Origin of the sequence: Oceanobacillus timonensis (genome assembly GCF_900166635.1) — a bacterium.
Lineage (GTDB): Bacteria > Bacillota > Bacilli > Bacillales > Amphibacillaceae > Oceanobacillus > Oceanobacillus timonensis.
In genome coordinates, this window is the sequence record NZ_LT800497.1 from 371,323 (window position 1) to 395,608 (window position 24,286).

At 40.3% G+C, this 24,286-nt stretch carries 24 protein-coding genes and 1 other annotated feature; of the genes, 18 read left to right on the forward strand and 6 right to left on the reverse strand.

Annotation, left to right across the window (positions count from 1 at the left end):
- The first annotated feature begins 12 nt into the window (after nt 1–12).
- Entirely contained in the window at nt 13–309 is a 297-nt protein-coding gene (locus B7E05_RS02200) for a hypothetical protein (RefSeq protein WP_080872158.1), read from the forward strand.
- A 269-nt stretch (nt 310–578) separates the two neighbouring features.
- Complete coding sequence (locus tag B7E05_RS02205) at nt 579–1,283, forward strand: coiled-coil domain-containing protein (protein WP_080872159.1); 705 nt, start codon at nt 579–581, stop codon at nt 1,281–1,283.
- A gap of 41 nt (nt 1,284–1,324) precedes the next feature.
- Here the strand turns inward: B7E05_RS02205 and B7E05_RS02210 are convergent, their stop codons facing one another.
- Nucleotides 1,325–2,248, reverse strand: coding sequence for a YitT family protein (locus B7E05_RS02210; protein WP_080872161.1), 924 nt, complete (start codon nt 2,246–2,248; stop codon nt 1,325–1,327).
- A gap of 286 nt (nt 2,249–2,534) precedes the next feature.
- Here B7E05_RS02210 and alr point away from each other — a divergent pair, with 286 nt between their 5' ends.
- From alr to B7E05_RS02225, 3 genes are all read left to right on the forward strand, one after another.
- Nucleotides 2,535–3,665 carry an alanine racemase gene (gene alr / locus B7E05_RS02215; RefSeq protein ID WP_080872163.1) on the forward strand — a complete coding sequence of 377 codons (1,131 nt, stop codon included), beginning with the start codon at nt 2,535–2,537 and terminating at the stop codon, nt 3,663–3,665.
- Between the two features lie 25 nt (nt 3,666–3,690).
- Nucleotides 3,691–3,999 (forward strand): MGMT family protein, encoded by a 309-nt coding sequence (locus tag B7E05_RS02220; protein WP_080872165.1) that lies wholly within the window; start codon nt 3,691–3,693, stop codon nt 3,997–3,999.
- A gap of 288 nt (nt 4,000–4,287) precedes the next feature.
- On the forward strand, nt 4,288–4,845 hold the full coding sequence (locus tag B7E05_RS02225) for an NADPH-dependent FMN reductase (protein WP_080872167.1): 558 nt from the start codon (nt 4,288–4,290) through the stop codon (nt 4,843–4,845).
- A gap of 58 nt (nt 4,846–4,903) precedes the next feature.
- Here the strand turns inward: B7E05_RS02225 and B7E05_RS02230 are convergent, their stop codons facing one another.
- From B7E05_RS02230 to B7E05_RS02240, 3 genes are all read right to left on the reverse strand, one after another.
- Nucleotides 4,904–5,554: a lysoplasmalogenase gene (locus B7E05_RS02230; protein WP_245832925.1), complete on the reverse strand. Its 651-nt coding sequence runs from the start codon at nt 5,552–5,554 to the stop codon at nt 4,904–4,906.
- Between the two features lie 564 nt (nt 5,555–6,118).
- Nucleotides 6,119–6,901: a YibE/F family protein gene (locus tag B7E05_RS02235; protein ID WP_080872169.1), complete on the reverse strand. Its 783-nt coding sequence runs from the start codon at nt 6,899–6,901 to the stop codon at nt 6,119–6,121.
- A complete protein-coding gene (locus tag B7E05_RS02240; protein ID WP_425435080.1) occupies nt 6,898–8,010 on the reverse strand; it encodes a YibE/F family protein in 1,113 nt (370 codons plus the stop codon). The genes B7E05_RS02235 and B7E05_RS02240 overlap by 4 nt, the downstream gene beginning before the upstream one ends.
- 285 nt (nt 8,011–8,295) lie before the next feature.
- Here B7E05_RS02240 and B7E05_RS02245 point away from each other — a divergent pair, with 285 nt between their 5' ends.
- Genes B7E05_RS02245 through B7E05_RS02265 form a run of 5 tightly spaced genes read left to right on the forward strand, consistent with a single transcriptional unit; the run spans nt 8,296 to nt 11,862 of the window.
- Nucleotides 8,296–8,496: a helix-turn-helix transcriptional regulator gene (locus B7E05_RS02245; RefSeq protein ID WP_080872170.1), complete on the forward strand. Its 201-nt coding sequence runs from the start codon at nt 8,296–8,298 to the stop codon at nt 8,494–8,496.
- Nucleotides 8,480–9,043 (forward strand): peptide deformylase, encoded by a 564-nt coding sequence (gene def, locus B7E05_RS02250; protein ID WP_080872171.1) that lies wholly within the window; start codon nt 8,480–8,482, stop codon nt 9,041–9,043. Before B7E05_RS02245 ends, def begins: the two co-directional genes overlap by 17 nt.
- Before the next feature lie 27 nt (nt 9,044–9,070).
- Nucleotides 9,071–10,045, forward strand: a complete 975-nt coding sequence (locus B7E05_RS02255; protein ID WP_080872172.1) for a phosphotransferase — start codon at nt 9,071–9,073, stop codon at nt 10,043–10,045.
- Between the two features lie 50 nt (nt 10,046–10,095).
- Nucleotides 10,096–11,163, forward strand: a complete 1,068-nt coding sequence (locus B7E05_RS02260) for an ABC transporter permease (protein WP_080872174.1) — start codon at nt 10,096–10,098, stop codon at nt 11,161–11,163.
- 6 nt (nt 11,164–11,169) lie between these two features.
- Complete coding sequence (locus B7E05_RS02265; RefSeq protein ID WP_080872175.1) at nt 11,170–11,862, forward strand: ABC transporter ATP-binding protein; 693 nt, start codon at nt 11,170–11,172, stop codon at nt 11,860–11,862.
- An 865-nt stretch (nt 11,863–12,727) separates the two neighbouring features.
- Here the strand turns inward: B7E05_RS02265 and B7E05_RS02270 are convergent.
- Nucleotides 12,728–13,579, reverse strand: a complete 852-nt coding sequence (locus tag B7E05_RS02270) for an SAM hydrolase/SAM-dependent halogenase family protein (protein ID WP_080872177.1) — start codon at nt 13,577–13,579, stop codon at nt 12,728–12,730.
- Nucleotides 13,580–13,670: 91 nt separating this feature from the next.
- Nucleotides 13,671–13,940, reverse strand: a binding site (T-box leader).
- A gap of 398 nt (nt 13,941–14,338) precedes the next feature.
- On the opposite strand from B7E05_RS02270, the gene B7E05_RS02275 reads away from it, so the two are divergent.
- The 8 genes from B7E05_RS02275 to B7E05_RS02310 all read left to right on the forward strand — a co-directional run bounded on the left by B7E05_RS02275 (nt 14,339) and on the right by B7E05_RS02310 (nt 22,969).
- The gene (locus tag B7E05_RS02275) at nt 14,339–15,298 is read left to right on the forward strand and encodes a PstS family phosphate ABC transporter substrate-binding protein (RefSeq protein WP_080872178.1); all 960 of its coding nucleotides are present in this window, start codon (nt 14,339–14,341) and stop codon (nt 15,296–15,298) included.
- A 159-nt stretch (nt 15,299–15,457) separates the two neighbouring features.
- Nucleotides 15,458–16,402, forward strand: a complete 945-nt coding sequence (gene pstC / locus B7E05_RS02280) for a phosphate ABC transporter permease subunit PstC (protein WP_080872179.1) — start codon at nt 15,458–15,460, stop codon at nt 16,400–16,402.
- A gap of 1 nt (nt 16,403) precedes the next feature.
- Nucleotides 16,404–17,294, forward strand: a complete 891-nt coding sequence (pstA, locus tag B7E05_RS02285; RefSeq protein WP_080872181.1) for a phosphate ABC transporter permease PstA — start codon at nt 16,404–16,406, stop codon at nt 17,292–17,294.
- A 49-nt stretch (nt 17,295–17,343) separates the two neighbouring features.
- Nucleotides 17,344–18,162, forward strand: coding sequence for a phosphate ABC transporter ATP-binding protein PstB (pstB, locus tag B7E05_RS02290; protein ID WP_245833219.1), 819 nt, complete (start codon nt 17,344–17,346; stop codon nt 18,160–18,162).
- 164 nt (nt 18,163–18,326) lie between these two features.
- Nucleotides 18,327–18,974, forward strand: a complete 648-nt coding sequence (locus B7E05_RS02295) for an SDR family oxidoreductase (RefSeq protein WP_080872184.1) — start codon at nt 18,327–18,329, stop codon at nt 18,972–18,974.
- A 282-nt stretch (nt 18,975–19,256) separates the two neighbouring features.
- Nucleotides 19,257–20,510: an argininosuccinate synthase gene (locus tag B7E05_RS02300; RefSeq protein WP_080872186.1), complete on the forward strand. Its 1,254-nt coding sequence runs from the start codon at nt 19,257–19,259 to the stop codon at nt 20,508–20,510.
- Nucleotides 20,507–21,898 (forward strand): argininosuccinate lyase, encoded by a 1,392-nt coding sequence (gene argH / locus B7E05_RS02305; protein WP_080872187.1) that lies wholly within the window; start codon nt 20,507–20,509, stop codon nt 21,896–21,898. The genes B7E05_RS02300 and argH overlap by 4 nt, the downstream gene beginning before the upstream one ends.
- A gap of 132 nt (nt 21,899–22,030) precedes the next feature.
- The gene (locus tag B7E05_RS02310) at nt 22,031–22,969 is read left to right on the forward strand and encodes a Cof-type HAD-IIB family hydrolase (RefSeq protein WP_245832927.1); all 939 of its coding nucleotides are present in this window, start codon (nt 22,031–22,033) and stop codon (nt 22,967–22,969) included.
- Between the two features lie 42 nt (nt 22,970–23,011).
- Here the strand turns inward: B7E05_RS02310 and B7E05_RS02315 are convergent, their stop codons facing one another.
- Complete coding sequence (locus B7E05_RS02315; protein ID WP_080872188.1) at nt 23,012–24,073, reverse strand: NAD(P)/FAD-dependent oxidoreductase; 1,062 nt, start codon at nt 24,071–24,073, stop codon at nt 23,012–23,014.
- Nucleotides 24,074–24,286 lie beyond the last annotated feature (213 nt).

A 24,286-nucleotide genomic window follows, 5' to 3' on the forward strand; every position in this document is an offset into this window, starting at 1 on the left:
GGGGAGGGGACAATGCAATTTATTGCCAAACAACCGTATGTAAAAGTAGTCCGTCAAGTGAATGCATTAGAACAAAAGGATACAGAAGAGCAGCGCTATATGTATCTTTATGAAGAAAAGATTGTTACAAAATACAGGGAATTTCCGTTGGATAATGTAATGGATATTTCCTACCGCCTTACCGGAAAAAAGGGGATGCTGTATTTGCATACGCTTAAGGGAGTTTATGCCTACATTATCACATCTTCACCAGATCAGTTTATTGCTGCCTTTAAAGCACGGACGCACAGTACCACCCACCGGGATTAAAATAATAATCAAAGAGCAGCTCGAAGTTTTGAAAGACCATTTCTTTCGGGCTATTTGTTCTGCTTTCTCTGCCCCTGTCCAAATGACCTTTTCTAAAACGCCTCTGAAAAGAGAAACCCTCTGGAAGAATACTTCCTCCTCTTTTTTTACCTTTGATATACAACAAACAACCAGGTTCCATTCCGACATTTAGACAGGAACATAGGCACATAACCAAAATTCGTCCTATTTTTATTCTTGTGCATAAGCTGATTTTAGAGGTGATGGAAATGGTATATCTGAACCAGCAAAAGCGCATTTATGCAGAAGATATAAAAGGTTCTTCGTCAAACCAGGAGATGTTTGTTTATGCATATGCCCGTGAAAGAGATGAAAAACAGCTGGAGATGCAGAAAGAATCTGCAGAAGTATTGCAGCAGCTTCAGCGGGATATGTTTGCTAAAAATCAGCAGTTGGAACGTATTGCGAAAAGATTAACGGAAATGGATAAAAATAAACAGCACCTGCAGCAAGGGCAAGAAAAAGTCTTACAGCATTTAGATGTATTGGATGGAAACATAAGAAATGAAACCAGGCAGCTTACAGAAATGAGGACTGAGCAGGAGAATGCGAAGTCCGAGACCGATGACATGCAACATAATCAGCTCGTGATGCAGGAAAAACTTGAAAAAATGGATACAGCACAAACTGCTATGTTGAACAAAATGGAGAAACAAGAACAAATATTGGAGGAAATGCAGCATCAATCCAATCAGAAAGATAAGAATATGGTTTTGCTACAGGAAAGGATGGAGAAGCAGGAGGCATGGCTTGATAAGTTAATGCGTCAGATGCAGGATTTGCGGGGTATCATTTATGAACGGGCAGACGAAATTATCAAAAAGGTTGAAAATAGTATTCAACTGTTTGGAAATAAGTGGAACGTTGTACAGCGAAATGATACAAAGTCTCCGAAAGAAACACTGAAAAAGTGAGCTGTCTAATGAGCAGCTCACTTTTTTTGCTTTATACCATGCTAATCTGATTTATCCGTAGTAGTGCCATCCGGTGTCACCTGTTCGGTGTCCGGAGGGATTGTTTCTTCATCAAATTCTGTGAAAGCTACGTCCTCTTCTGGTGTCGGAGCAAAAAAGGTCCCGCCTGACACGTCTTTGACATTGTGTACAACGACAAATGCATTAGCATCCACTTCCCGGACAATCCGTTTCAGTGCTAAAAGACGGTAGCTCGGTACAATGATGTAAAGAATAAAATGCTGGCGTTCTGTATAGGAACCTGATCCATTGATAAAGGTGGCGCTGGATGACATGACGGTATTAATATCATGGGCTATTTTTTGAAATTCCGGCGAAATAATGGTGACAGCTTTTTTCGAATCAAATCCGCCAATGACATAATCACTGGCAACTTTGCCGATAAATAATGCAATAATCGTATATAACGTATAAAGTGGTCCGATGATAAAAATACCGGTTAATACGATAATCGCATCCATAATAAAAGTGGTAAGCACGACATTCCATTCATAACGCTGAGCGAGCAGCCGGGCTATGGTTGATGTTCCACCAATGGAGCTGCCCGCCTGAATGATTAAACCGAACCCGACTCCCATTGTAATTCCCGCAAAAATAGCAGCTACCAAAGAATCGCCAAGAGGCTCGGTTACGATATTTTCCGTTAAAAAGATAAATAAAGACAAGAGCGGCACATTAACCATGGTTTTGATAACAATGCCTTTAGGAAGAAATTTAAAACTGACCAGCTGTAATAGAATAAAAGCAACCATCGTTACAATGCCGGGTGACCATCCAAGAGAATAAAAGAGTAACAAAGCAATTCCTAAAATTCCTCCGTCTGCAATTTGGTTCGGCATGGCGAATATGGTGGTTGCCAACGCACAAAAAATCGTTCCAATGAGCGCAAGAATGATTTGTTTCATTTTCTCAACCTCCCAACAATGCTAATAATAATTTTCCCGAATAATAGAATAATACGCATGTTTCATACATGTGTAAAGAAATAAACATAGAAAAAAACCTTTATGAAATCGAGGAGGTTTTATAGCAGGAACGCTGCCGTTTTCAAAAACATATGGCAGACTTATGCTGGTTCGGAGTGCTCTTGAGGAGCTACCCAACAAAGAATGGAAATGATAAAATGGGTAATGATGAAAAGAAAAATATATCGTGTATCAAAGCAAGAATGATAGTTGAGGTGAGAATAATATGATAACGACCAGTTTTCGTGATACGTGGGCTGAAGTATCTCTGCAAGCTTTCGCATATAATGTAAAGCAGTTTAAACAACATATTCGTAAAGATACCAGACTGATGGCTGTGGTGAAAGCAGATGGGTATGGTCATGGTGCTGTACCAATTGCGGAAGAGGCGCTGGCTAATGGAGCGGAGTATCTCGGTGTTGCTTTTCTGGATGAGGCGGTAGCCTTGAGAGAGGCGGGGATTACTGCGCCGATATTGCTATTAGGGTATACAGCTGCTCATGCTGTTCGTTCAGCCGTAGAGCAGGATGTTACTTTGACAGTTTACTCCGAAGAAACGATTGAAGCGATTTGCCAGGCTGCAACATCTTTGCAGAAAAAAGCAAAAGTCCATCTGAAAATAGATACTGGCATGACGCGAATCGGTGTCCGTACTGCGGAAGAAGCTGTCGCTCTTTGCCGGGCGCTGGACCGGGAGGAGATAGAGGTAGAAGGTATCTATACACATTTTGCTGAAGCAGATAATGGAGAATCAAGTGTCTATACGTATCAGCAGTTTGAAAGCTTCCAGCAGATATATCAAGCAGTAGAAGCAAAAGGGTATGCGATTCCGATAAAGCATTGCTGTAATAGCGCCGGAACGATTGCCTATCCAGAGATGCATCTCGATATGGTGCGCGTCGGTGTCAGTTTGTATGGCCTTTATCCGGAACCGCATTTAAAAAAGATTCTTTCGCTTAGACAGGTGATGAGCTTAAAAACAAAACCTGTATTGATTAAAAATGTTCCGGCTGGTCAATCTATCAGTTACGGAAGAACATATACAACGACAAAAGATACGAAGATTGCCACGCTGCCGATTGGATATGCGGATGGCTTTTCGCGTCTTTTATCCAATCAGGGACATGTTACTGTCCGTGGAAAAGAATGCTTGATAGTCGGACGTATTTGTATGGATCAGAGCATGGTGGATGTTTCTGATGTAGAGGATATCCATGAGAATGATACAATAACCATTTTCGGTGAACCGGATGAAGGATATATTTCTCTGGAGACAGTTGCGGAACAAATGCAAACGATTCATTATGAAACGGTTTGTTTAATCGGTAAACGCGTACCAAGAAAATATGTGACATGATTATTGTGAATGGGAAGGATATAACATGACGCCTTTTACGCAAGAAGTTATCAAAATAATACAGCAGATACCGCCCGGACAAGTAATGACGTATGGACAAATTGCCCGGGAGGCCGGTAATCCCCGAGCAGCAAGGCAGGTTGTCCGTGTACTTCATTCTATGAGTAAAAAGCATCGTTTGCCCTGGCATCGAGTAATTAATGCAAAAGGGCAACTTGCTATCCCTGATGAAGAGGCAAACTGGGAGCAGCGTACTCGTCTGGAGGCAGAGGACGTAAGGGTCAGTTCGAAGGGGTATGTCGATTTAAAGAAATATCAATTTATTCAACGTTAAAGTACCTTGTTGTTTCGGGAAAGTCGGGCCGGTTCTTAAGCATCTAACTGTATTTCTGATTATGAACTAGGTATAATATGAGTAAAATAACTGTTTTAAGAAACGTTCTCGTTCTTGTATATTTGTACTGTTTCAGGGCATGAAAAGGAACGTGCAGTTATTTCAAGTATACTTTATTTACTCATATACAGAGTAAATCGGTATTCATCTGTTCTTGGACAGGTGGACAAATCAGAAAGCGAATTTTTGAATATATATAGAATAAAAGAACACATAGGGGGATGCTCGGTGAAAATAGTTGGTATTTCCGGTTCGACAGTAGGATCGAAAACAAGGATAGCTGTGGAACATGTATTGAAACATATAGAGAAAGCGCACGCTGGAGTAGAGGTGGAACTGCTTGATTTGAAGGATTATGATATCGTATTTAGTGATGGCCGTTCCTATAAAGATTATACGGGGGATACGAAAATCTTACTTGAAAAAATCATGCAGGCTGACGGTATTATGGTTGGAATGCCTGTTTTTCAAGCATCCATCCCGGGAACATTAAAAAATATTTTTGATCTCCTGCCTGTTGATGCATTTAAGAATAAAATGATTGCTATTATTGCTACAGCCGGGACAACGAAACATTATCTGGTGCCGGAGCAGCATTTGAAGCCAATTCTGCATTATATGCATGCATGGGTTGTGCCCAAATATGTATTTGTGGAAGAAAAAGATTATACAAACTATGTCATTACGAATCAAAATGTGGTGGACCGCTTAAACAAATTAGCAGATGACCTGATTTATTATGTCGATTTTTTACAGAAACATCCGGAGATAACGCCATCACTATAAAAAGAGCCTTTCTGTTTAGCAACTTTTGTGAACAGAAAGGCTCTTTTTAATACGAACGTCACCAAGCCATTCCTTTTTGAGTGGAATCTAGGGTAAACAGGCTGTGGGCAATAAGAAATTGGGCACCGTAATACGTAAGCATAATGGCTTCCTGTGCACCTGTAAAACCGGTTATAAATGTATTCCAGGCAAGTATACTATCAGAAATAATAAAGAGGATGCTGCCCAGAATAGCCCAGCGGTTTCCGGTCATAATCGCTGAAAAACTCATCAGCACAATGATGACCGTGTAAGCAATTACCAGAATCATATAAGCAGTCTCTCCATCTGCCTGCAGATTGTTTACTAGCCGGTAACCAATCCAAATAGCAAAAAGAAGAAGCGGTATGACAGAGAGACTTTTCAGCCAAGAAAAACGCCATTGTTTTAAAAATCCCACCGTATAAAAGACATGGCCGATAAAAAACGCAGTCCAGCCTACAAAGAACCAATGCAGCGTGGCGTCTCCAATTAAACAAAATGTAATCCCGCCAATAATCCAATAATGCACGGCCTCCCGCCTTGGAAGAGACTGTTCAAAAGCATAGATTAGGATAAGCACCATCGGAATCACTTTAAAGAAAATACTGAATGTTAATGGTTCAGATGGGGATATAAATATATAGACAAATCCTGTAGTAAGTATCAATATGGGTAGACGATAGAGCATCAAAGCAGCTTCATTCCCTTCATTTATCAGGATGAATATTCAGACACCTTAGTTTCATCATAGTAAAAAACTGCTTATTTAACAAATTTTTAGACAGATAAAGCAATACCGTTTCAGAAAAATGCATTATAAAAATAAGAAAAGGAGCTAGGATGATTGCTGAATATTTTTACCATGCACCACGAAAAATTTGTTCTGTCTGATCGAACTTTTATTAGTAGAGCTATTGCAATCGTATAGAACACCCTGCTAGCGGAGGCGGACCGTTTTGACTCCTGAGGGATTAGCACCATCTGAAGATCCACTTTTGCCAAGTGTTCTTCTTGGCAAAAGTTAGCTGAAGAGCGTGCCCCTAGGAAAGCAAAACGGTCCGCCGTAGCAGTCGCCTCACACTGTACCTTCAAATCTTTGTCAAAGCTGTACGGAAGAAACAATCAACCCCTGTTTCCATGGAATGGAAGTTACTTTTTAAGTGCGAAAGTTGAGTAATTAAGAAGCCTGCATACGTTCTATGAAAGAATTCGCATGCAGGCTTCTTGATTACTTATTTCTATTTATTGGTGTTTATTCTTTATTATCTAATTCTGTATCGCTCTTTTTCTTCTTCAAATAATAGGCACTCATCAGGGAAGCAATCGGGATAACCAAGGCGATACCGACACCAGAAAGAAGAATGGAGAGTAATTCATCGTTAAATACCTTCGCATTAATAATATCACCAAGAGAGTAGTCTAAATCTTTAAACCAAATCAGCAGCCCCATGTACCCTCCGAAAAAGGCAAAGAATAGGGTGTTTGTGCTTGTGCCCAGAATATCACGTCCAATCCGGATACCAGCTAAGAATAGATTCTTTCTGGAAATTTCCGGATTCTGCTCATGGATTTCACGCATTGGCGAGGTAATAGAAATAGCGGTATCTACAATCGCTCCAATCGTGCTCATAATAATAACCGCTGTAGCAATTTGAATGAAATTCAACCCAATATGCACATTGAAAGCTGTTATTTCCCCAGACTCTTCTTCTCCAAGTCCATAAATCATCGACTGTTCGGTTAAAATAATGATGAAAAAGATTAAGATAACCATCGTCGCTATGGTAGATAAAAAAGCGAGCATCGTTTTATTATTTACCCGATTAATAAAGAACAAGCTGACTGCACTAATAAAAGCACATGCGATAAGTGCAATAATAATTGGATTTCCAGTCGGATCATTCATGACAAAAACAGCCATTAGAACAATCACAAAATTGATAAAGAGGGCAATAAAAGATCGCACGCCCTTCATGCCGCCAACCCAAGCCATTAATGCAAATAGTATGATTGCCAATAATAAAAGTACATTCATAATTTAGCCTGCTTTCTCCGGATAAAGAAAATGGAAATATAGATTGTAATCGGAATCGTCAGTACAATACCGATTCCGCCAACTAGAGCACGTGTTAACTCAAGAGAAAGGTTCATCGATATGGTGAAACCGAGTGGTGCTGCATTTTTCAAATAGATTAACAACATCGGAATCGACCCGCTGACATATGCGAAAAATAAAATGTTAGTCATGGCGCCCATAATATCTTTCCCGACTTCATAACCTGCTTTTTTTAATGTTTTTAAATCAATCCGGTTGTTTTTCTCAAACATCTCAAACATAGACGCAGATAAAGTAATGGCAACATCCATTACAGCTCCCAAAGAGCCAATCAGTAATCCTGCCATGAATATGGTCTCTGGGCTTCTGGTTAAAAAGGCCATTTCTTCATAACGTAACCCTTGTTCGCCAGTGAAATGAAGGGCTGCATAAGCAATCACCAACGAAACAACTGTACCAATCAATGTAGCCAGAATAGCTGTATAGGTTTTTTTGTTAAATCCTGTTGCCATCAATAAGGAAAGTACTGTGAAAATAATAATGCTGACAGCAGTAATAACAGAAAGCCCGATACTCGGATGCTGTATATAAATATCCAGTGCGAATGATAGGATAACCGCATTGACTAGCAGACTCAGCGCAGATAAAGCACCTCGAGACTTGCCGACTGCTAATAAAATAATCAGAAATATCCATGCTGTTAACACGAAATATTTATCCCGTTTGATATCGTCTGTAGCCTCGCCGTCTGGAGCTAGAAATATCTCATCCCCTTCGGATAACTCATAATCCAATGCCAAAGACTGGATATATTCATTATCAAATTCCGTTATTTCTCCTTTATCCGATCCGTTTTTTATTTCTCCTTCAATTTGCTGTACGACACGCTCGTCTTCGTTGCCGTTCACATCTGTTTGATTTTCTCTCGTTGTTTCTTGAACATCGGTTATGTGAACGATTGTTTTATCATATAAATCATAATTATTGTTGATAAAAATCATTGACGCGATAAATCCGATTAGTAATAGACAGACGGTAATATATTCGGTTTTTGTCCGATTTTTTAACCATGCCTTCAATGTAATCACTCCAAAGATAGGATTGTCCTATTCATATTTCCGAAAACATATACTATAATAACACTTTTCATGAAAAGGGGACACGCAGAGTAACAAAAAATTTTTGTAACCGATAGGAATGATGGATTGTAAAACCGAAAATGCCCGTTATTTGTAACAACAGAAAACAGCAGGATTCAATGTTTAGTATGTATAAAAAAAGGATTCGTATTTCATGATGTCTAAAGTTTTGGACATTTTTCTATTGTATGCTATAATTTGTCCAATACTTTTGACAAAAAGGAGCTTAGATGCATGAAAAACGTAATTAAAAAAATAAGAAAGCAATCGAATATAACACAAGAAAAATTATCTAAGTTGTGCGGCGTTGCGAGGCAAACAATTAATTGTGTGGAAAATGATAAATATGACCCGACGTTAGAACTGGCTTTTAAAATTTCCAGAGCACTTGATAAAAACGTAGAAGAGGTGTTTATTTATGACGACATTTCATAAAGCGTATCGTATGACGATGAAAGATATTAAAAAAGAAGGGGCTCCTATTCTAAGAAAACAGCTGGATCCAGTGCGTTTACCTGTTTCTGAGGAAACAAAAATAGAGCTGGAGTGTATGCTGATGTATTTGAAAAACAGCCAGGATCCGGACATTGCAAAGAAATATAAATTAAGACCAGGCTCCGGACTTTCGGCGAATCAAGTCGGTATCAATAAAAGCATGTTTGCTGCATTATACCAAACAGAAAATGGGGAAACAACCGAATTAAAACTGATTAATCCCAAGCTGATCAGCCATGCTGCAAATACGATCTATCTGCCGGAAGGAGAAGGCTGCCTGTCTGTCAATAGAGAAGTACATGGGCATGTGCCGCGTTACGAGCGAATAAAGGTGCAGGCTTATGATGTTGAAGGAGAGGAGCATACCTATACCTTCAAAGGATATGGTGCCATTCTGATGCAGCATGAAATGGACCATCTGAATGGAATTATGTTTTTTGACCGTATTAATGAGAAACAGCCTTTTTTAAATTTGCAGCAGGGTTAAAGCTTCTTCAGGAAAGGGGTTATCGTAATGAATAAATTTACTGCAATCTTACAATCAGAATATGATGTCCATCCAACGCTTATCCAATCCAAACAAGGCGGATGGGCCTCGTTTGCTTTTGAGGTGAAAGCAAATGGTGGTACTACTTACTTTTTAAAAGCTTATAAAAAGAGCCGGGCTTCCACTCCAAAATTAACAGCAATGATAGACCAATACGTTCCTATTGTGGCATGGTTGGAACATAACAGTTGTTTGAAAGGAAAGGTCCCTATTCCGTTAAAGACCAGGGAAGGGAATTACAAATGTGAAGATGAAGAAAATATTTATCTATTATATCCTTTTATTCAAGGACAACCAATTGGTGAAAAAGATTTAACAGAGCAGCAGGCGAAAGCATTTGCACATATGATTGCCACACTCCATTCATTCGGTGAGGAGATTCCTTTTCCAACGGAGGCTCTGACAGAGAATTTTGAGGTGTCCTTTGTAAGGGAATTGGAAGAAATTATGTATAGCAAAACAGAGCAGATTTCGGCAGAATGGGATTCTTTTACGCGTGAAAATCGGGAAAAGATAGGGGTGTGGATTAATGCTATAAAAGAGCTGTCAGAAAAACTGCATACTGCTTCATTAGATAAAGTGCTATGTCATACGGATCTTCATCATTGGAATTTGATGCAGGCAGATAACTTGCTGTTAATTGATTGGGAAGGGTTGAAATTGGCTCCTGCTGAAGCAGATATTATGTTTCTGACAGATAAGCCTTACTTGAAGCATTTTATGAAAGTATATCAGCAGTATCATAAGAGTTATCATATCAATGAAGATGCTTTGGTTTTTAATCAGTTAAGAAGAAGACTGGAGGATATTTGGGAGTTTGCCGGGCAGTTGTTATATGAAGAGCTTGATATACAAGAAAAAGATAGCATTATTGGTTATTTAAAAGATTTAACAGATGATGAAAATGATCCTTTGGAGATTGCAGGGTTAAACATGCTCTGAAAAGGGAACAGACAATAGTATTTGTAATGAAGACAGAGGGAAGTGAAGGCATGTTTTTAGCTTGGAATGAAATAAAGAATAACAAGCTTCGTTTTACATTGGTCATTGGTGTATTGGTACTTATTTCTTACCTTGTTTTCTTTTTATCAGGTTTGGCCAATGGACTGGAGCAATTAAACCGGGAAGCTGTTGATAAATGGGAAGCGGATGGAATTATTTTGACAGAAGAATCCGATTTACGTTTGCAGCAGTCCGTGTTATCAGAGGATGATTTTGATGGAACCGGAGCGGATGAATATACCGAGTTATCTCAGTTAAGCGCGATTGCCAGTAACGGCGATAACAAAGAAAATGTATTTATCTTTGCTGTAGATACAGACTCCTTTATCATGCCAAATGTTACAGAAGGGCAGGCCTTTGCAGATGAGGGTCAGGTAATAGCGGATGACACCTTACAAGAAGATGGCTTTGAAATCGGTGATGAAGTTTCTCTATCTTCCACAGATGAAACGTTAGAAATCGCAGGATTTACGGATAATGCCCGATTTAATGCAGCGCCCGTCCTGTTTACTGATCAGGATACGCTGGAGACGATCCAATATGGGGAAACAGCGGAAAGTACGGAGAATGCAGTAAATGCCTTTGTTATTCGTACAGATCATCTGGATAGTGTGGAAGCAGATGAAGCGTTACAGGTCGTTGATACAGAAACATTTATAGAGAATTTACCGGGCTATACGGAACAGAATGTAACGTTAACCTTAATGATCTATTTTCTATTTATTATATCTGCAGTAGTACTGGCAATTTTTCTTTATGTGCTTACCATTCAAAAGATAAGTATTTTCGGGGTAATGAAGGCTCAAGGCATATCCTCCAGATATTTGGCCGGCTCTGTTGTCGCGCAAACATTTTTGCTTGCTTTAGCAGGTGTAATCATTGGATTGGTTTTGGCTGTCCTAACAGGATTCTTTTTACCGGTGGCTGTGCCAGTGGCCTTTCAATATATGGAAATGCTGCTGTACGGACTTATCCTGATTGCTGTTTCGGTCATTGGCGCACTTATTTCTGTACAGACCATTGTACGAATTGATCCGTTAAAAGCGATAGGAGGATAAAGAAATATGGCTATTTTAGAATTGAACAAAGTACAGAAAACTTTTGAGTCGGGCAGAACGAAAGTAGAGGCAATGAAGGAAACGGATTTTGAAGCGGAAAAAGGAGAATTAATTGCTGTTATTGGTCCCTCCGGCTCTGGGAAAAGTACATTTTTAACCCTTGCCGGCGGGCTGCAGACGCCGACAGAAGGAGAAATTAGGCTTAATGGAACAGCTTTGACAGATGTGAAGGAGAAACATCGTGCTGCATTAAGACTGAAAGAAGTAGGCTTTGTTTTGCAGGCATCCAATCTTGTTCCTTATTTAAATGTTGGGCAGCAAATGCAATTGTTGGATAAGGTGAAGAAAGGAAATATGCAAAAAGAGGAAGCAGAAGAACTTTATCAGTCTCTGGGGATTGATCATTTAATCCGTAACTTTCCGAAAGATTTATCGGGCGGAGAAAAACAGCGGGTTGCTATTGCCAAAGCACTCTATACCAACCCAAGTATTATTTTAGCCGATGAACCAACTGCCTCACTTGATTCTGACCGCGCGTTTGAGGTGATGCATATGCTGAAAAGAATTACAAAAGAAAGGCAGACAGCAACGATTGTGGTGACGCATGATACCCGATTGATTGATGATTGCGATAAAGTATATCAAATGACAGATGGTACAATGGAATTGCAGGAAAGTGCGCATCATACGGTACAGTGATGGCAATACAGTTGAAATATCTGGAAAAAGGGACGGGGTTTTAGTAAATTAAAAATCCCGTCCCTTTTTTATAACTCAACTTTCGCACTTTAAAAAGTAGCTTCATTTCCAGAGAAACAGGAGTTGATCGTTCCTTTGCTAACTCCCTTGACAAGGAATAGAAGATAAGGTGTCAAGCTACCGCTGCGGCGGACCGTTTTGCTTTCCTAGGGGCACGCTCTTCAGCTAACTTTTGCCAAGAAGAGCACTTGGAAAAAGGGCATCTTCAGATGGTGCTGATCCCTCAGGAGTCAAAACGGTCCGCCTCCGCTAGTGGGAGATTCTATACACGGAATAGCTGAACAAATACAAGTTAGATCAGATAGAACACCTTTTTCGTGGTGCATGGTAAAAATGTTCAGCAATCAGCCATTTCTGTGCATGCAAGCTATGCTCGACATGAACGATCCATGCTGTCATGATTTGAACTGCTAAATCGACCATTGGAAACATCAGAATTATTGTTTATTTAGGCTAAAAAGCGATTATTTCATCTCACTTCATCAGGAGGGTATTTCTTCCAAACGCTGTAGCATCCTATTAGAGCGCAGGACAACCACGGAGACTCCTATGGGAACAGGGCGAGCTGAAGATCCACTTGAAAAGCGGTTTTCTTTTCAAGTTAGCTGAAGCCGTCCCCATGGAAAGCGGAGTGGTTGGCCGGAGCGGAAGCTATACACCCTATCCCGTTCAAAAATAAAAAGATGATTGAAATCAAAGCAAGCATGATAATAGAAATCATGTTCATCCTGGTACAGCAAGAGTTATATGCTTATTCTTAGGTGCGAAAGTCGAGTGAATTAAAAACCCAATCCCTTTTTTAAAATCAATTTGTTTTCGGTGCTTTCCGGATAATAATTTGCCAATGAGGTCCAGTTTCTACATGGTATGCATTGGCAAAGGATCCCTGATTAATAGCTACCCCCAGATTATCTAATGAATTCACATACAATAACGGTTCGCCAAGCCGGATTTCCGCAAAGGAATGTCTGTATGTCATGATATTTTTATATACCTGCTGCCGGTTATTGGCGATGGTAACTTCAAAAGCATCTCCATGCGCCACATGCATTTTTTGAAATAGTTCCCGGCTAATATTGGTCCATAGATTGCCAAAGCGAATATCTAAAATATCGATATTACCGTAGACGGTATCATCTTCTATAACGGCTTCCGGTTTGGTTAGTTCCACAATATCGTCTATATCAACGGCCTTCCCGACTTCTTCAAAGGTGATTGTCCCCGAAGCCAGCCTTGCTCCGGTATATGCATAAATATCCCGTCCGTGGAAAGTATAGGATTCACCAGATCTGGGCAGCCGGTTTGTTTTTTCATCGATAATTCGTGCTTCTTTGATGCCGATATCCTTTTTAATATGCGTCAATGTTCCATTATCCGGCGTCACGATATATTGATTATGCACCGTTTTTACAACGACGCTGAGTCTGGCAGTTCCTACTCCTGGATCAACCACAGAAATAAAAACGGTCTCTTCAGGCCAATACGGCAGCGTTTGATAGAGGCGGTAAGAACCTTCCCAAATATTATATTGTGGAATATCATGTGTCAGATCAAATACCCGAAGATTGGAATCGACAGAAAGCGCCACCCCATACATTGCACTGACTGCTCCGTCACTAAGACCAAAATCTGTTTGAATGACTAAATTTTTCCCCATTTAAATCCTCCTATTCTGTGTTAGCTTGCATTTTCGCCGATGAGTGGCTGGTTTTTTAGAAATTAAAAAACCACGCCCGAATCGAATCAACGATAAGGACGTGGCTGGAATAGACGTGGTACCACCTTATTTTACTGCATGCTCACACATACAGCCTCATCAAGTACGAAAGCACGAAGCTTTGATACTGTGGTATGGATAACGAGTACCAAATCTCGTCGGAACCTACTCATATCAATAGATACTTTCAGCACGAAGCTCAGAGGCCATTGTTCGGGTTCTTATTTTTACTTCTTTTCAGCGGCCGAAGTTCTCTGTGAAAAAATAGGTGAACCTTACTTTTCCTCTTCCATGCTTTTAATAAAAGATAAATACGAATTATTGTCATTATAAAAAATAAAAAAATAAAAAGCAAGTATTTTTAGAAAAGGTCAAAAGTGAACAGCACTGTCTCTATGTAATCTATTGCTGCAGTTTTAAAATTTGAATGCTAAATGACATATCTGTGCATAGGATAATAAGAGAAGCACATTATTATTTTCATCAGCGAAATAGGACAAGCATAGAGGAGTAGAAAATGAAGTCTTGATAGATAAGCATTTTCTGTTTTTTTTCAAGCTTGTATAGCCTCCCAAAACATCATTTACATACTCTTTACATTAACAGCAAACTATATTAATAATTCTTCTCTATAATTCAAAGTAAGGACTAGGAGAAAAGACGTCCAAAAAATGATAATCAATCTAAGGGGGCACTTTGATGAGCTTGAAACGATTTACTTTATTCTTTTTTGTTGCTGCACTCCTGTTTTTGGCAGCATGTGGTTCAGGAAATGCAGATGGTGCAGATGATTCCGGATCGGATAATAATGAAGAATTGTCAGGAAATGTTGCTATTGATGGTTCCGGTACAGTCTATCCATTAATGGCACGTTTAGCGGAAGATTATATGATAAATGAACAGCAGGGTGTTTCGGTAGAGGTCAGTCGTGCTGGAACAAGCGCAGGATTTGAAAAGTTTTTAACGGAGAACGGGACAGACTTTAATGACGCCTCCCGGGAAATAAAAGAGGAAGAACAAGCACAAGCAGATGAATTGGGTATGGAAGTTCAAGAATTAAAGGTTGCATTAGATGGTTTAACGATTGTGACACATCCGGATAATGACTGGGCAACAGAGTTAACTCCGGAACAGGTACAAGGCATTTTCCTTGGTGACTATACAAAGTGGTCAGATATTGACGAGTCCTGGCCGGATGAAGCTATCCAAACGTATGGTCCAAATGAAAATCACGGGACCTATGAATTCTTTTACGAAGAGATTTTAGAAGAACAGGATTTAGTGGATGGGGTTGATCTTCAACAAGACTATTCCACATTAGTAACGTTGGTTTCAGAAGATAAGAATGCGATTGGTTTCTTCGGTTTCGGTTATTATCAAAGCAACCAAGATGCAATTAACGCTGTATCTATTGATTTTGGAGAAGGTGCAGTAGAGCCATCCCTGGACACCATTGCAGAAGATGGGCCTTATGCAGATTATACACGTCCGGTATTCACATACTTGAATGTAAACCAAGCGCAGGAAAAACCGGAAGTGCTTGATTACGCAAAATATGTTTTAGAAAATACGAATAATGTTGCTGGTGAGACAGGATTTGCGCCAATTCCCGATGAAGAAATCACGTCTCAGCTGGAAGCATTAGAAGGAATCAAATAAAAAGAAGACAGATGAGCGGTGTGGCTTCACTTCTCATCTTCCTCTTATTTTAAAAATATAAAAGTTATGATGTACAGGATGAAAAAAACACGACTTTTGCCAGCAGGGTTTGGCGATAAGTTATGTATTTCTCAAAGAATGGAAGGTGGCTTTAGAATAATGGCTGCAAATAATAAGAACCGTTTGTCCGTTAGTGAAATGATTGAACAACAAAAAGAGAAGCAGAAAATCTTTCATACATTGGAACGCTTCATACCAGCTTTGTTATTACTTATTGCGTCGATATCGGTTCTGACAACGGTTGGCATTGTTTACACGTTGTTTGCCGAATCCGTTGCATTTTTCCGGAATGTACCAATTCTTGATTTCTTTACAGGAACGGTGTTAAAGCCGTTAAGCCAAAATCCGGAATTCGGTGTTCTGCCATTATTAAATGGAACCATTATCTCTACGGTTATTGCCATGCTGGTAGCTGGACCGATTGGGATGATGTCGGCAATTTATTTAAGTGAATATGCGCCAGATGATGTGCGGAAAGTGTTGAAGCCACTATTGGAAATCTTAGCTGGTGTACCGACAATTGTATATGGATTCTTTGCATTTACATTTATCACGCCATTACTGAGAATGATTTTTCCTTCCATCGAAGCGACAAATATTCTCAGCCCGGGAATCATTATGGGTGTCATGATTATTCCGATGATTGCTTCGCTGTCAGAAGATGCAATGTCTTCTGTTCCAAATTCCATCAGAGAAGGAGCCTTAGCACTTGGATCAACGAAACTGGAGACGACGTTTAAAGTAGTTATACCAGCAGCGTTATCCGGAATTGTAGCATCTTTTGTACTCGGTATTTCCCGGGCAATAGGGGAAACAATGATTGTTGCCATTGCCAGCGGAAGCTCGAAAAATTTCTCTTTTGATATCACGCAGTCGATGCAGACAATGACGGCCTATATTGTAGAGGTTGCCGGCGGAGAAGCAGCAGCAGGGACAACGATTTATTACAGCCTTTATGCTGTGGCGTTAACATTATTTGTTTTCACACTCATGATGAATCTATTAGCAAAATATATTTCACGGAAGTTTAGGGAGGAGTACTGAGATGGCAACGAAATATATGGATGCTGTGCTAGTTGAGAAGCGTATGTCATCCCGCGTGCGGAAAAATACAGGCTTTAAAGGGCTTTTCTTTGCCTCGACCTTGTTTGGCTTGGTTGTGCTTGCTGTATTGCTTGTCCGTATTTTTACGCAAGGAATCGAATATATCAATATGGATTTCCTGATGAATCATCTGTCAACTGATGCAAGCAGAGCGGGAATTATGGGAGCCATTTTAGGAACTGCCTGGCTGATGATGGTTGTTATTCCGGTAACCATGGTCATTGGCGTAGGGACAGCTATTTATCTGGAGCTTTATGCCAAGAAAGGGAAACTGCATGCGATTATCGCAACAAATATATCTAATTTGGCTGGTGTCCCGTCGATTGTGTATGGATTACTAGGTCTGACGTTATTTGTGCGAGCTTTGGAATTTGGCAATGTCATCTTAGCGGGCGGATTAACCTTATCCTTGCTTGTTCTTCCAATAGTGATTGTAGCGGCACAGGAAGCATTACGGGCGGTTCCGGGCAGTTTGAGTGAAGCATCTTACGGTATGGGAGCGACCAAGTGGCAGACCATACGCCGTATTATTTTACCAGCCGCGTTACCTGGTATTTTAACAGGAGCTATTTTAGCATTATCGCGTGCTATCGGCGAGACTGCTCCATTAACGGTGCTTGGTATTCCGGCTTTATTAATCCCATTTCCATCCGGTATTTTGGATACTTTTACGGCTTTACCGATGCAAGTGTATTATTGGACGATTGATTCGTCCCTGGTCGCAGAATATGCGAATCTAGCAGCCGCAACGATTATTGTATTATTGATATTCCTGTTTTTGTTAAACTCGATTGCTATTTTCATCCGCAATAAATTCGGGCAACGTTATTAAACAGGATATTCGCTGACAAAAGAGAGGAGATTATCTCATGAGTACCGTTATGACAAAACAAATAAATTTGAAACTTGTAAGAGACCATTACGAAAAAGAACCTGCTGAACCGAAAGAAGTGGTTTACGATACGAAAGGTTTGCATTTATGGTACGGGGAAACGCATGCTTTAAAAAATATTCATATGGATATCAGAGAAAAAGAAGTTACTGCTATTATCGGGCCTTCCGGATGCGGAAAGTCTACTTATTTGAAGACGTTGAACCGTATGGTAGAGTTGGTTCCCACTGTAAAAACATCTGGCCAGATAACCTATAAAGGAAAAAATATATTAGATAAATCATTCCGGGTGGAAGACTTGCGCACCAAGGTTGGTATGGTTTTTCAAAAACCAAATCCATTCCCGAAATCCATCTATGAAAATATTGCCTATGGTCCGAAAATCCATGGTATAAAGAATAAGAAAGTACTGGATGAGATCGTTGAAAAGAGCCTGCGTGGTGCATTTATCTGGGATGAAGTGAAAGATCGGCTCCATGATAATGCGTACGGTTTATCCGGAGGACAGCAGCAGCGCTTGTGTATTGCTCGCTGTTTAGCGATTGAACCGAAAGTGATTTTAATGGATGAACCGACGTCGGCACTGGACCCCAAATCAACCTTGCGTATTGAGGAACTTATACAGGAATTGAAAAAGGATTATGCAATTGTTATCGTAACGCATAACATGCAGCAGGCAGCACGTATTTCGGATAGAACAGCATTTTTTTTAAATGGAGAAATTGTAGAATATGATCAAACCGATCATATCTTTAATAACCCGAGAGATAAGCGCACGGGAGATTATATTTCCGGACGGTTCGGATAATAGAATAAGATTTTATAGAATGGCTTTGAAGGGTCATTCTTTTTTAATAGAAAAAGTAGCGCATTCTTATTTGGATATATACCCATCTACTTAAAACATGTTTGGATATTTTATGGAAGGGAAAACAATACATTAGAAGAAGGATGCAAAGGGGTGGATATGAAATGAATGTAGTAGTTATCGGAGCAAACGGACAAATTGGAAAGCATCTTGTCAATCAGCTTCAAGCACATGAACAACATGAAGTTACAGCAATGGTTCGTAAAGAAGGGCAGAAAAAAGAATTGGAAGACAGAGGAATTCATGCTGTTTTAGCTGATTTAGAAGGCAGCATATCTGATTTAGAAACTGTGGTAAAAGGAGCAGATGCTGTTGTGTTTACAGCAGGATCTGGCGGACATACCGGCCCTGATAAAACATTGCTCATTGATTTAGACGGAGCTGTCAAATCGATTGAAGCTGCGAAAAAAGCCAATGTGAATCGTTTTGTCATGGTAAGTGCTTTCCAAGCGCATAATCGGGATAGTTGGGCGGATAGTCCAATTAAACCGTATATGGTGGCAAAGCACTTTGCAGATGACACGCTAATGCAGAGTGGTCTTGATTATACCATTGTACGCCCGGGCGGATTGCAGAATGAACCGGGCATAGGAAAAATTCTGGCAGGTGAAAACTTGGACCGGGGCAATATTCCGCGTGAAGACGTTGCAGCTACCATTGTTGAAGTGCTCGAAGCTCAAAATACGTATCAGAAAGGCTTTGATTTGATTGCTGGAGAAAGTACTATTAGTGAAGCAGTAAAGAAAATATAAACAGACAAAGGAGACGTTCTTTTTAGGAGGAACGTCTTTTTACATACAAAAATATACATTATCGTTTCACTGTAAAAGGATATTTTTTTGGAATAAATGCTCATATACCTTGTCATTTATGTTTCCGGAAAATAAATAGAAAACCAGAAATTACCCGCATTGACAGTACCAAAATAGAATTCCTCGAAAAAATAAAAAAAGTTTCAAATATCCCTTGCATTATTATACATAATGATGCATAATAATTCGATAACAGCATATTTACGAGAGGGGATTTTTTAAGTGGCAAAAAACAAGATTGTTTTAGCTTATTCTGGAGGATTAGATACATCTGTAGCGGTAAAGTGGTTACAGGATAAATATAATTATGATGTAATTGCGGTAGCATTGGATGTTGGAGAAGGAAAAGACTTGGAGTTCGTAAAGCAAAAAGCACTGGATGTTGGAGCAATCAAATCGTATGTGATTGACGCCAAAAAACTTTATTCGGATGAATATGTCCTGCCGGCATTACAGGCTAACCTGCTTTATGAAGGGAAATATCCGTTAATTTCTGCACTATCCCGTCCATTGATCGCCAAAATATTGGTGGATATTGCAGAAGAAGAAGGAGCTGTGGCAGTTGCGCATGGCTGTACTGGAAAAGGAAATGACCAAGTACGTTTCGATGTCGCATTTACAGCACTGAATCCTGATCTGCAGATTGTTGCGCCGGTTCGTGAATGGGCTATGTCTAGAGAAGAAGAAATTGAATATGCGAAAGAGCATGGGATTCCGATTCCAATTAAAAAAGACAGCCCCTATAGCATTGACGAAAACCTATGGGGAAGAAGTAACGAATGTGGTATTTTAGAAGACCCATGGGCGGAAGCACCACAGGATGCATTTGATTTAACCCAGGATCCAATCGATGCGCCGGATGAGCCGCAAACCGTGCAAATTACGTTTGAACAAGGAAAGCCAGTTTCCTTAGATGGCGAAAAACTGGACTTGGACGAATTGATTCTTACATTGAATGAAATTGCCGGCAAACATGGAGTTGGCAGAATTGACCATGTGGAAAACCGTTTAGTCGGCATCAAATCAAGAGAGGTTTATGAAGCACCGGCTGCGATGACACTCATCAATGCACATCAGGAGCTGGAAGCATTAACGTTACCTCGGGAAGTAGCGGAATTTAAACCGGTTGTTGAGCAGAAGCTGTCTCAGGCCGTTTACTACGGATTATGGTATTCTCCGTTAACAGAAGCATTGCAGGCGTTTATTGAGAAGACGCAGCAGCATGTATCCGGCACAGTAAAAGTAAAACTGTATAAAGGGCAAGCGCAGGTTGTTGGCAGAGAGTCAGCCAGCTCCTTATATGATTTTGACTTAGCCACTTATAATAAGGCGGATGCGTTTGACCATGAAGCAGCTTTAGGCTTTATTAAATTATGGGGCCTGCCAACACAGGTACATTCTGCCGTGAATGGTCCCCAAGGCAATAAATCAATTGAAAAAGTAAAATTAGAGGTAAAGGAAGCTGTGAAACCGTGAAATTATGGGGTGGAAGATTTACAAAACCTACGAATGAACTAGTCGACGAGTATGCCTCGTCGATTCGTTTTGACCAGAAATTAGCGAAGTATGATGTGAAAGGCAGTCTGGCTCATGTGGCTATGCTGAAAAAGTGCAATATTATTTCAGTTGATGATGCGGATCAGATTACAGCAGGATTGAAAAAAGTTCTCAGCAAGATTGAGGCCGGAGAAGCGGAACTGTCAGAAACGGACGAAGATATTCATATGAATGTGGAGCGACTCCTGATTGAAGAAATTGGACAAGTGGGAGGCAAATTGCATACCGGTCGCAGCAGAAATGATCAGGTGGCGTTGGATATGCGCCTGTATGCCAGAGAAGCTGTTTCTGAGCTGATTGTACTATTGAAATCTGTACAGCAGGCACTTATTGGTCAGGCAAAGGAGAATATCGATGTAATCATGCCTGGATATACGCACTTACAGCGTGCACAGCCGGTTTTATTTGCACACCATATGATGGCATATGTATTTATGTTTCAGCGCGATGTAGAGCGTCTGGAGGACAGCCTGAAGCGGGTGAATAAATCGCCATTAGGAGCCGGAGCGCTTGCAGGCACCACTTTTCCGATTGATCGCGAATTTGTCGCTCACGAGCTTGATTTTGAAGGGATTTGTGAGAATAGCCTGGACGCGGTCAGCGATCGTGATTTTGTCGTGGAGTTCCTATCAAATGGATCGTTAATCGGCACGCATTTATCCCGGCTTTGTGAAGAACTCGTGCAGTGGTCAAGTGCGGAATTTAACTTTGTTGAGCTGGATGATTCGTATACAACCGGAAGCAGTATGATGCCGCAGAAGAAGAATCCGGATGTAGCTGAGCTTGTCCGGGGGAAAACCGGTCGCCTTTACGGAAACTTGATGGGGATGCTGACGACATTGAAAGGTTTGCCACTTGCATACAACAAAGACATGCAGGAAGATAAGGAAGGCATGTTTGATTCTCATGAGACATTGAAAGGGGCCTTGCAGCTTTTTGCTGGAATGATTGCATCGATGAAAGTCAATCAGGACAGCATGTATAAAGCGGTGACGAATGATTATTCTAATGCGACGGATTTAGCGGATTATCTGGTCAATAAAGGACTGACATTCCGTGAATCGCATGCTGTGGTTGGGCAGGTTGTTTTAAACTGTATTCAAGCAGGTATTTATTTGCTGGATTTAAGCTTGGAGGAGTTTAAACAATATTCGGCTGTTGTAGAAGAAGATATTTTTGAAGCGTTACAGCCTGAAACGGTTGTGAATGCAAGAGCAGCTGCCGGCGGTACAGCAAAACAAAGTGTTTTAGCACAAATGGATAAAGCAGAGAAATTACTGGAATCATCTGATGCAGATAAGGTATAGTGAATATGGAAGTGGAATGATTGAAGCTCTTACTCGGGTTTCAATCATTTTATTATTGAAAATAAATAGAGGGTGTAAAAAAGCTGAAAATGGGAATATAAAGAAAGTATGCAGATAATCAGGAGAATGGGCTTGTCATTTGAAAGCCGTACTCCTTATCAGCTTTTTAACAGCTTTATTTTATCGAAAAGGCGGTTAGGTATCATGAAATTAATTGCATCAGATATGGACGGAACTTTACTTAATGAAAATGGTGAAATAAGTGAAGCGAATGCAAAAGCAGTAAAAGAAGCAATCAATCAAGGAATTGAATTTATTGTAGCAACAGGAAGATCTTATCAAGCTGCAAATATACCGCTTCAAGCTGCCGGGATTACGTGTCCGGTGGTCAGTTTGAATGGAGCGGTCACATATCAGGAGAATGAAAAAATAATAAATAGTATCCCAATGGATAAATCGGTCGCTGCGCGTATCGCTGATGAATGCAGTAAATTGGGTATGTATGTAGAGCTATTTACCAACAAAGGTGTGCTTTCAGAAAGCCGGGAACATTTTTTAGAAGTGTTGATGGATATTATGCGTACATCTAATCCGGATGTTTCCGAGCAGGAAATGCGTGAAACGGTAGAGCAGCGGTTTCAGCTGGAACAGGTTGTTTTTGTTGAACAGTTACAGTTAGCGCTGCAAGATGAGCATACCGAAATTTATAAAATTCTTACGTTTGCGTTTGAAGAAAAGCAGCTGGAGGATGCGAAGAAAAAGCTTCGTGATGAGCCGGGGGCTGTTATCACTTCTTCGGGAGAAACAAATCTGGAGTTTAACCATCCCAAAGCGCAGAAAGGTTTAGCGATTCAAAAATATATTGAGAATGAAGGCTGGTCCATGCAAGATGTTATGACAATCGGGGACAATTGGAACGATGCCAGCATGCTGGAAATGGCCGGACGTGGTGTGGCGATGGAAAATGCCGCAGATCAGATTAAGAACCTATGTCAGTATGAAACGGTATCGAATGAGCAAGATGGTGTTGCTAAAGCAATCGAAGACATGCTGGAAGAATTAGATAAATAAAAATGCCGGGCTGGCAATGAAGCGGCCCGGCATTTTTAAATTTTAATGGCGTTTACTCAACCATAGCACACCTGATTTAGCGAGTCTTGGCAATAGTCCTGTCATTGGCTTTTTGACCATATTTCCAAAACCGTCTGATTTGCCCAAGGAACCTAATGTTCCTTTTAATTTTAGCGGTTTTGGCTGTTTCGGCTGTTTTCCGTTTAAAATGGCAAGCAGTATTTCCGCAATTTGTTCCCCTTGCAGCCCGGCGAGCTGGGCGCTTGGGGAGAATTCACTTGATGCACAATCCCCTAGAACATAGACGGATGGATCTTCCGGCACCTGGTAAAAATCGTTCACAACAACTTTTCCCTGATTGTCTTTTTCATATGGCAATGACCGCACCAGCCAATTAGGTTGTACCCCTGCAGTCCAGATAGTGACATCATTTAAATAACATACACCATTATTGCATACGCCATCTTTTTCTACATATTCTACTGTTGAGTTATGAATAACATCGACGTTATTTTCTGCCATCCATTTTTCGACATAGGATTGAATTTTGCTGTCCAGCGGTTTTAATACGGTGTTCCCGCGGTCAAGCAAGCGGATATTTAAATCTGGTCTGCTTTCGCGAATTTCTGAAGCAACCTCAATACCGCTTAATCCGGCGCCGATAACAGATACTTTACCGTAAGCTTTTAAGTTTCCGATTGCAACACCAGCTTTTCGGGCTTTAGCAAAGGTTTGAACACTTTCTGTAAATTCTTCAGCTCCGGTAATTCCATGATAATTGTCCTCGCAGCCTAATCCGATAATTAAATAATCATAAGGAACAACAGAATCTTCATCTTGAATCACAATTTGTTTATTAGCTATATCCATTTTAGTAATTTCCCGAAAAACATACGTCACACGAGAATCCGCAGGGAAATCAACGCGGACATCATGATCTGCCGAAGTACCTGCAGCAATGGAATAGAACTCGGTTTTTAATGAACGAAAAGGATTACGATCAATAACCGTTATATGTATATCATCGGATAATGTTTGACCGAGCAGGCCAAGCAGTGTTTTGATACCGCCATATCCACCTCCGACAAGGACAACTCTCTTCATTGTTTACACCCCTTATTTGAATTGAAACGTTCTCTGTTCAGATACTAGCGTAACAAATTATGAAGGCGATGTCATCAAGAGAGTAGCTGTAGTTTACACGGATGAAAAGAATGATTTATTCAAAAAAATCAATTTATTAACAGTAAGAATTTATTTTAGGCTGTACAAGTGAATAGCTTGCTAGCTTTTTAGAAATAATGGTACGATGAAGAG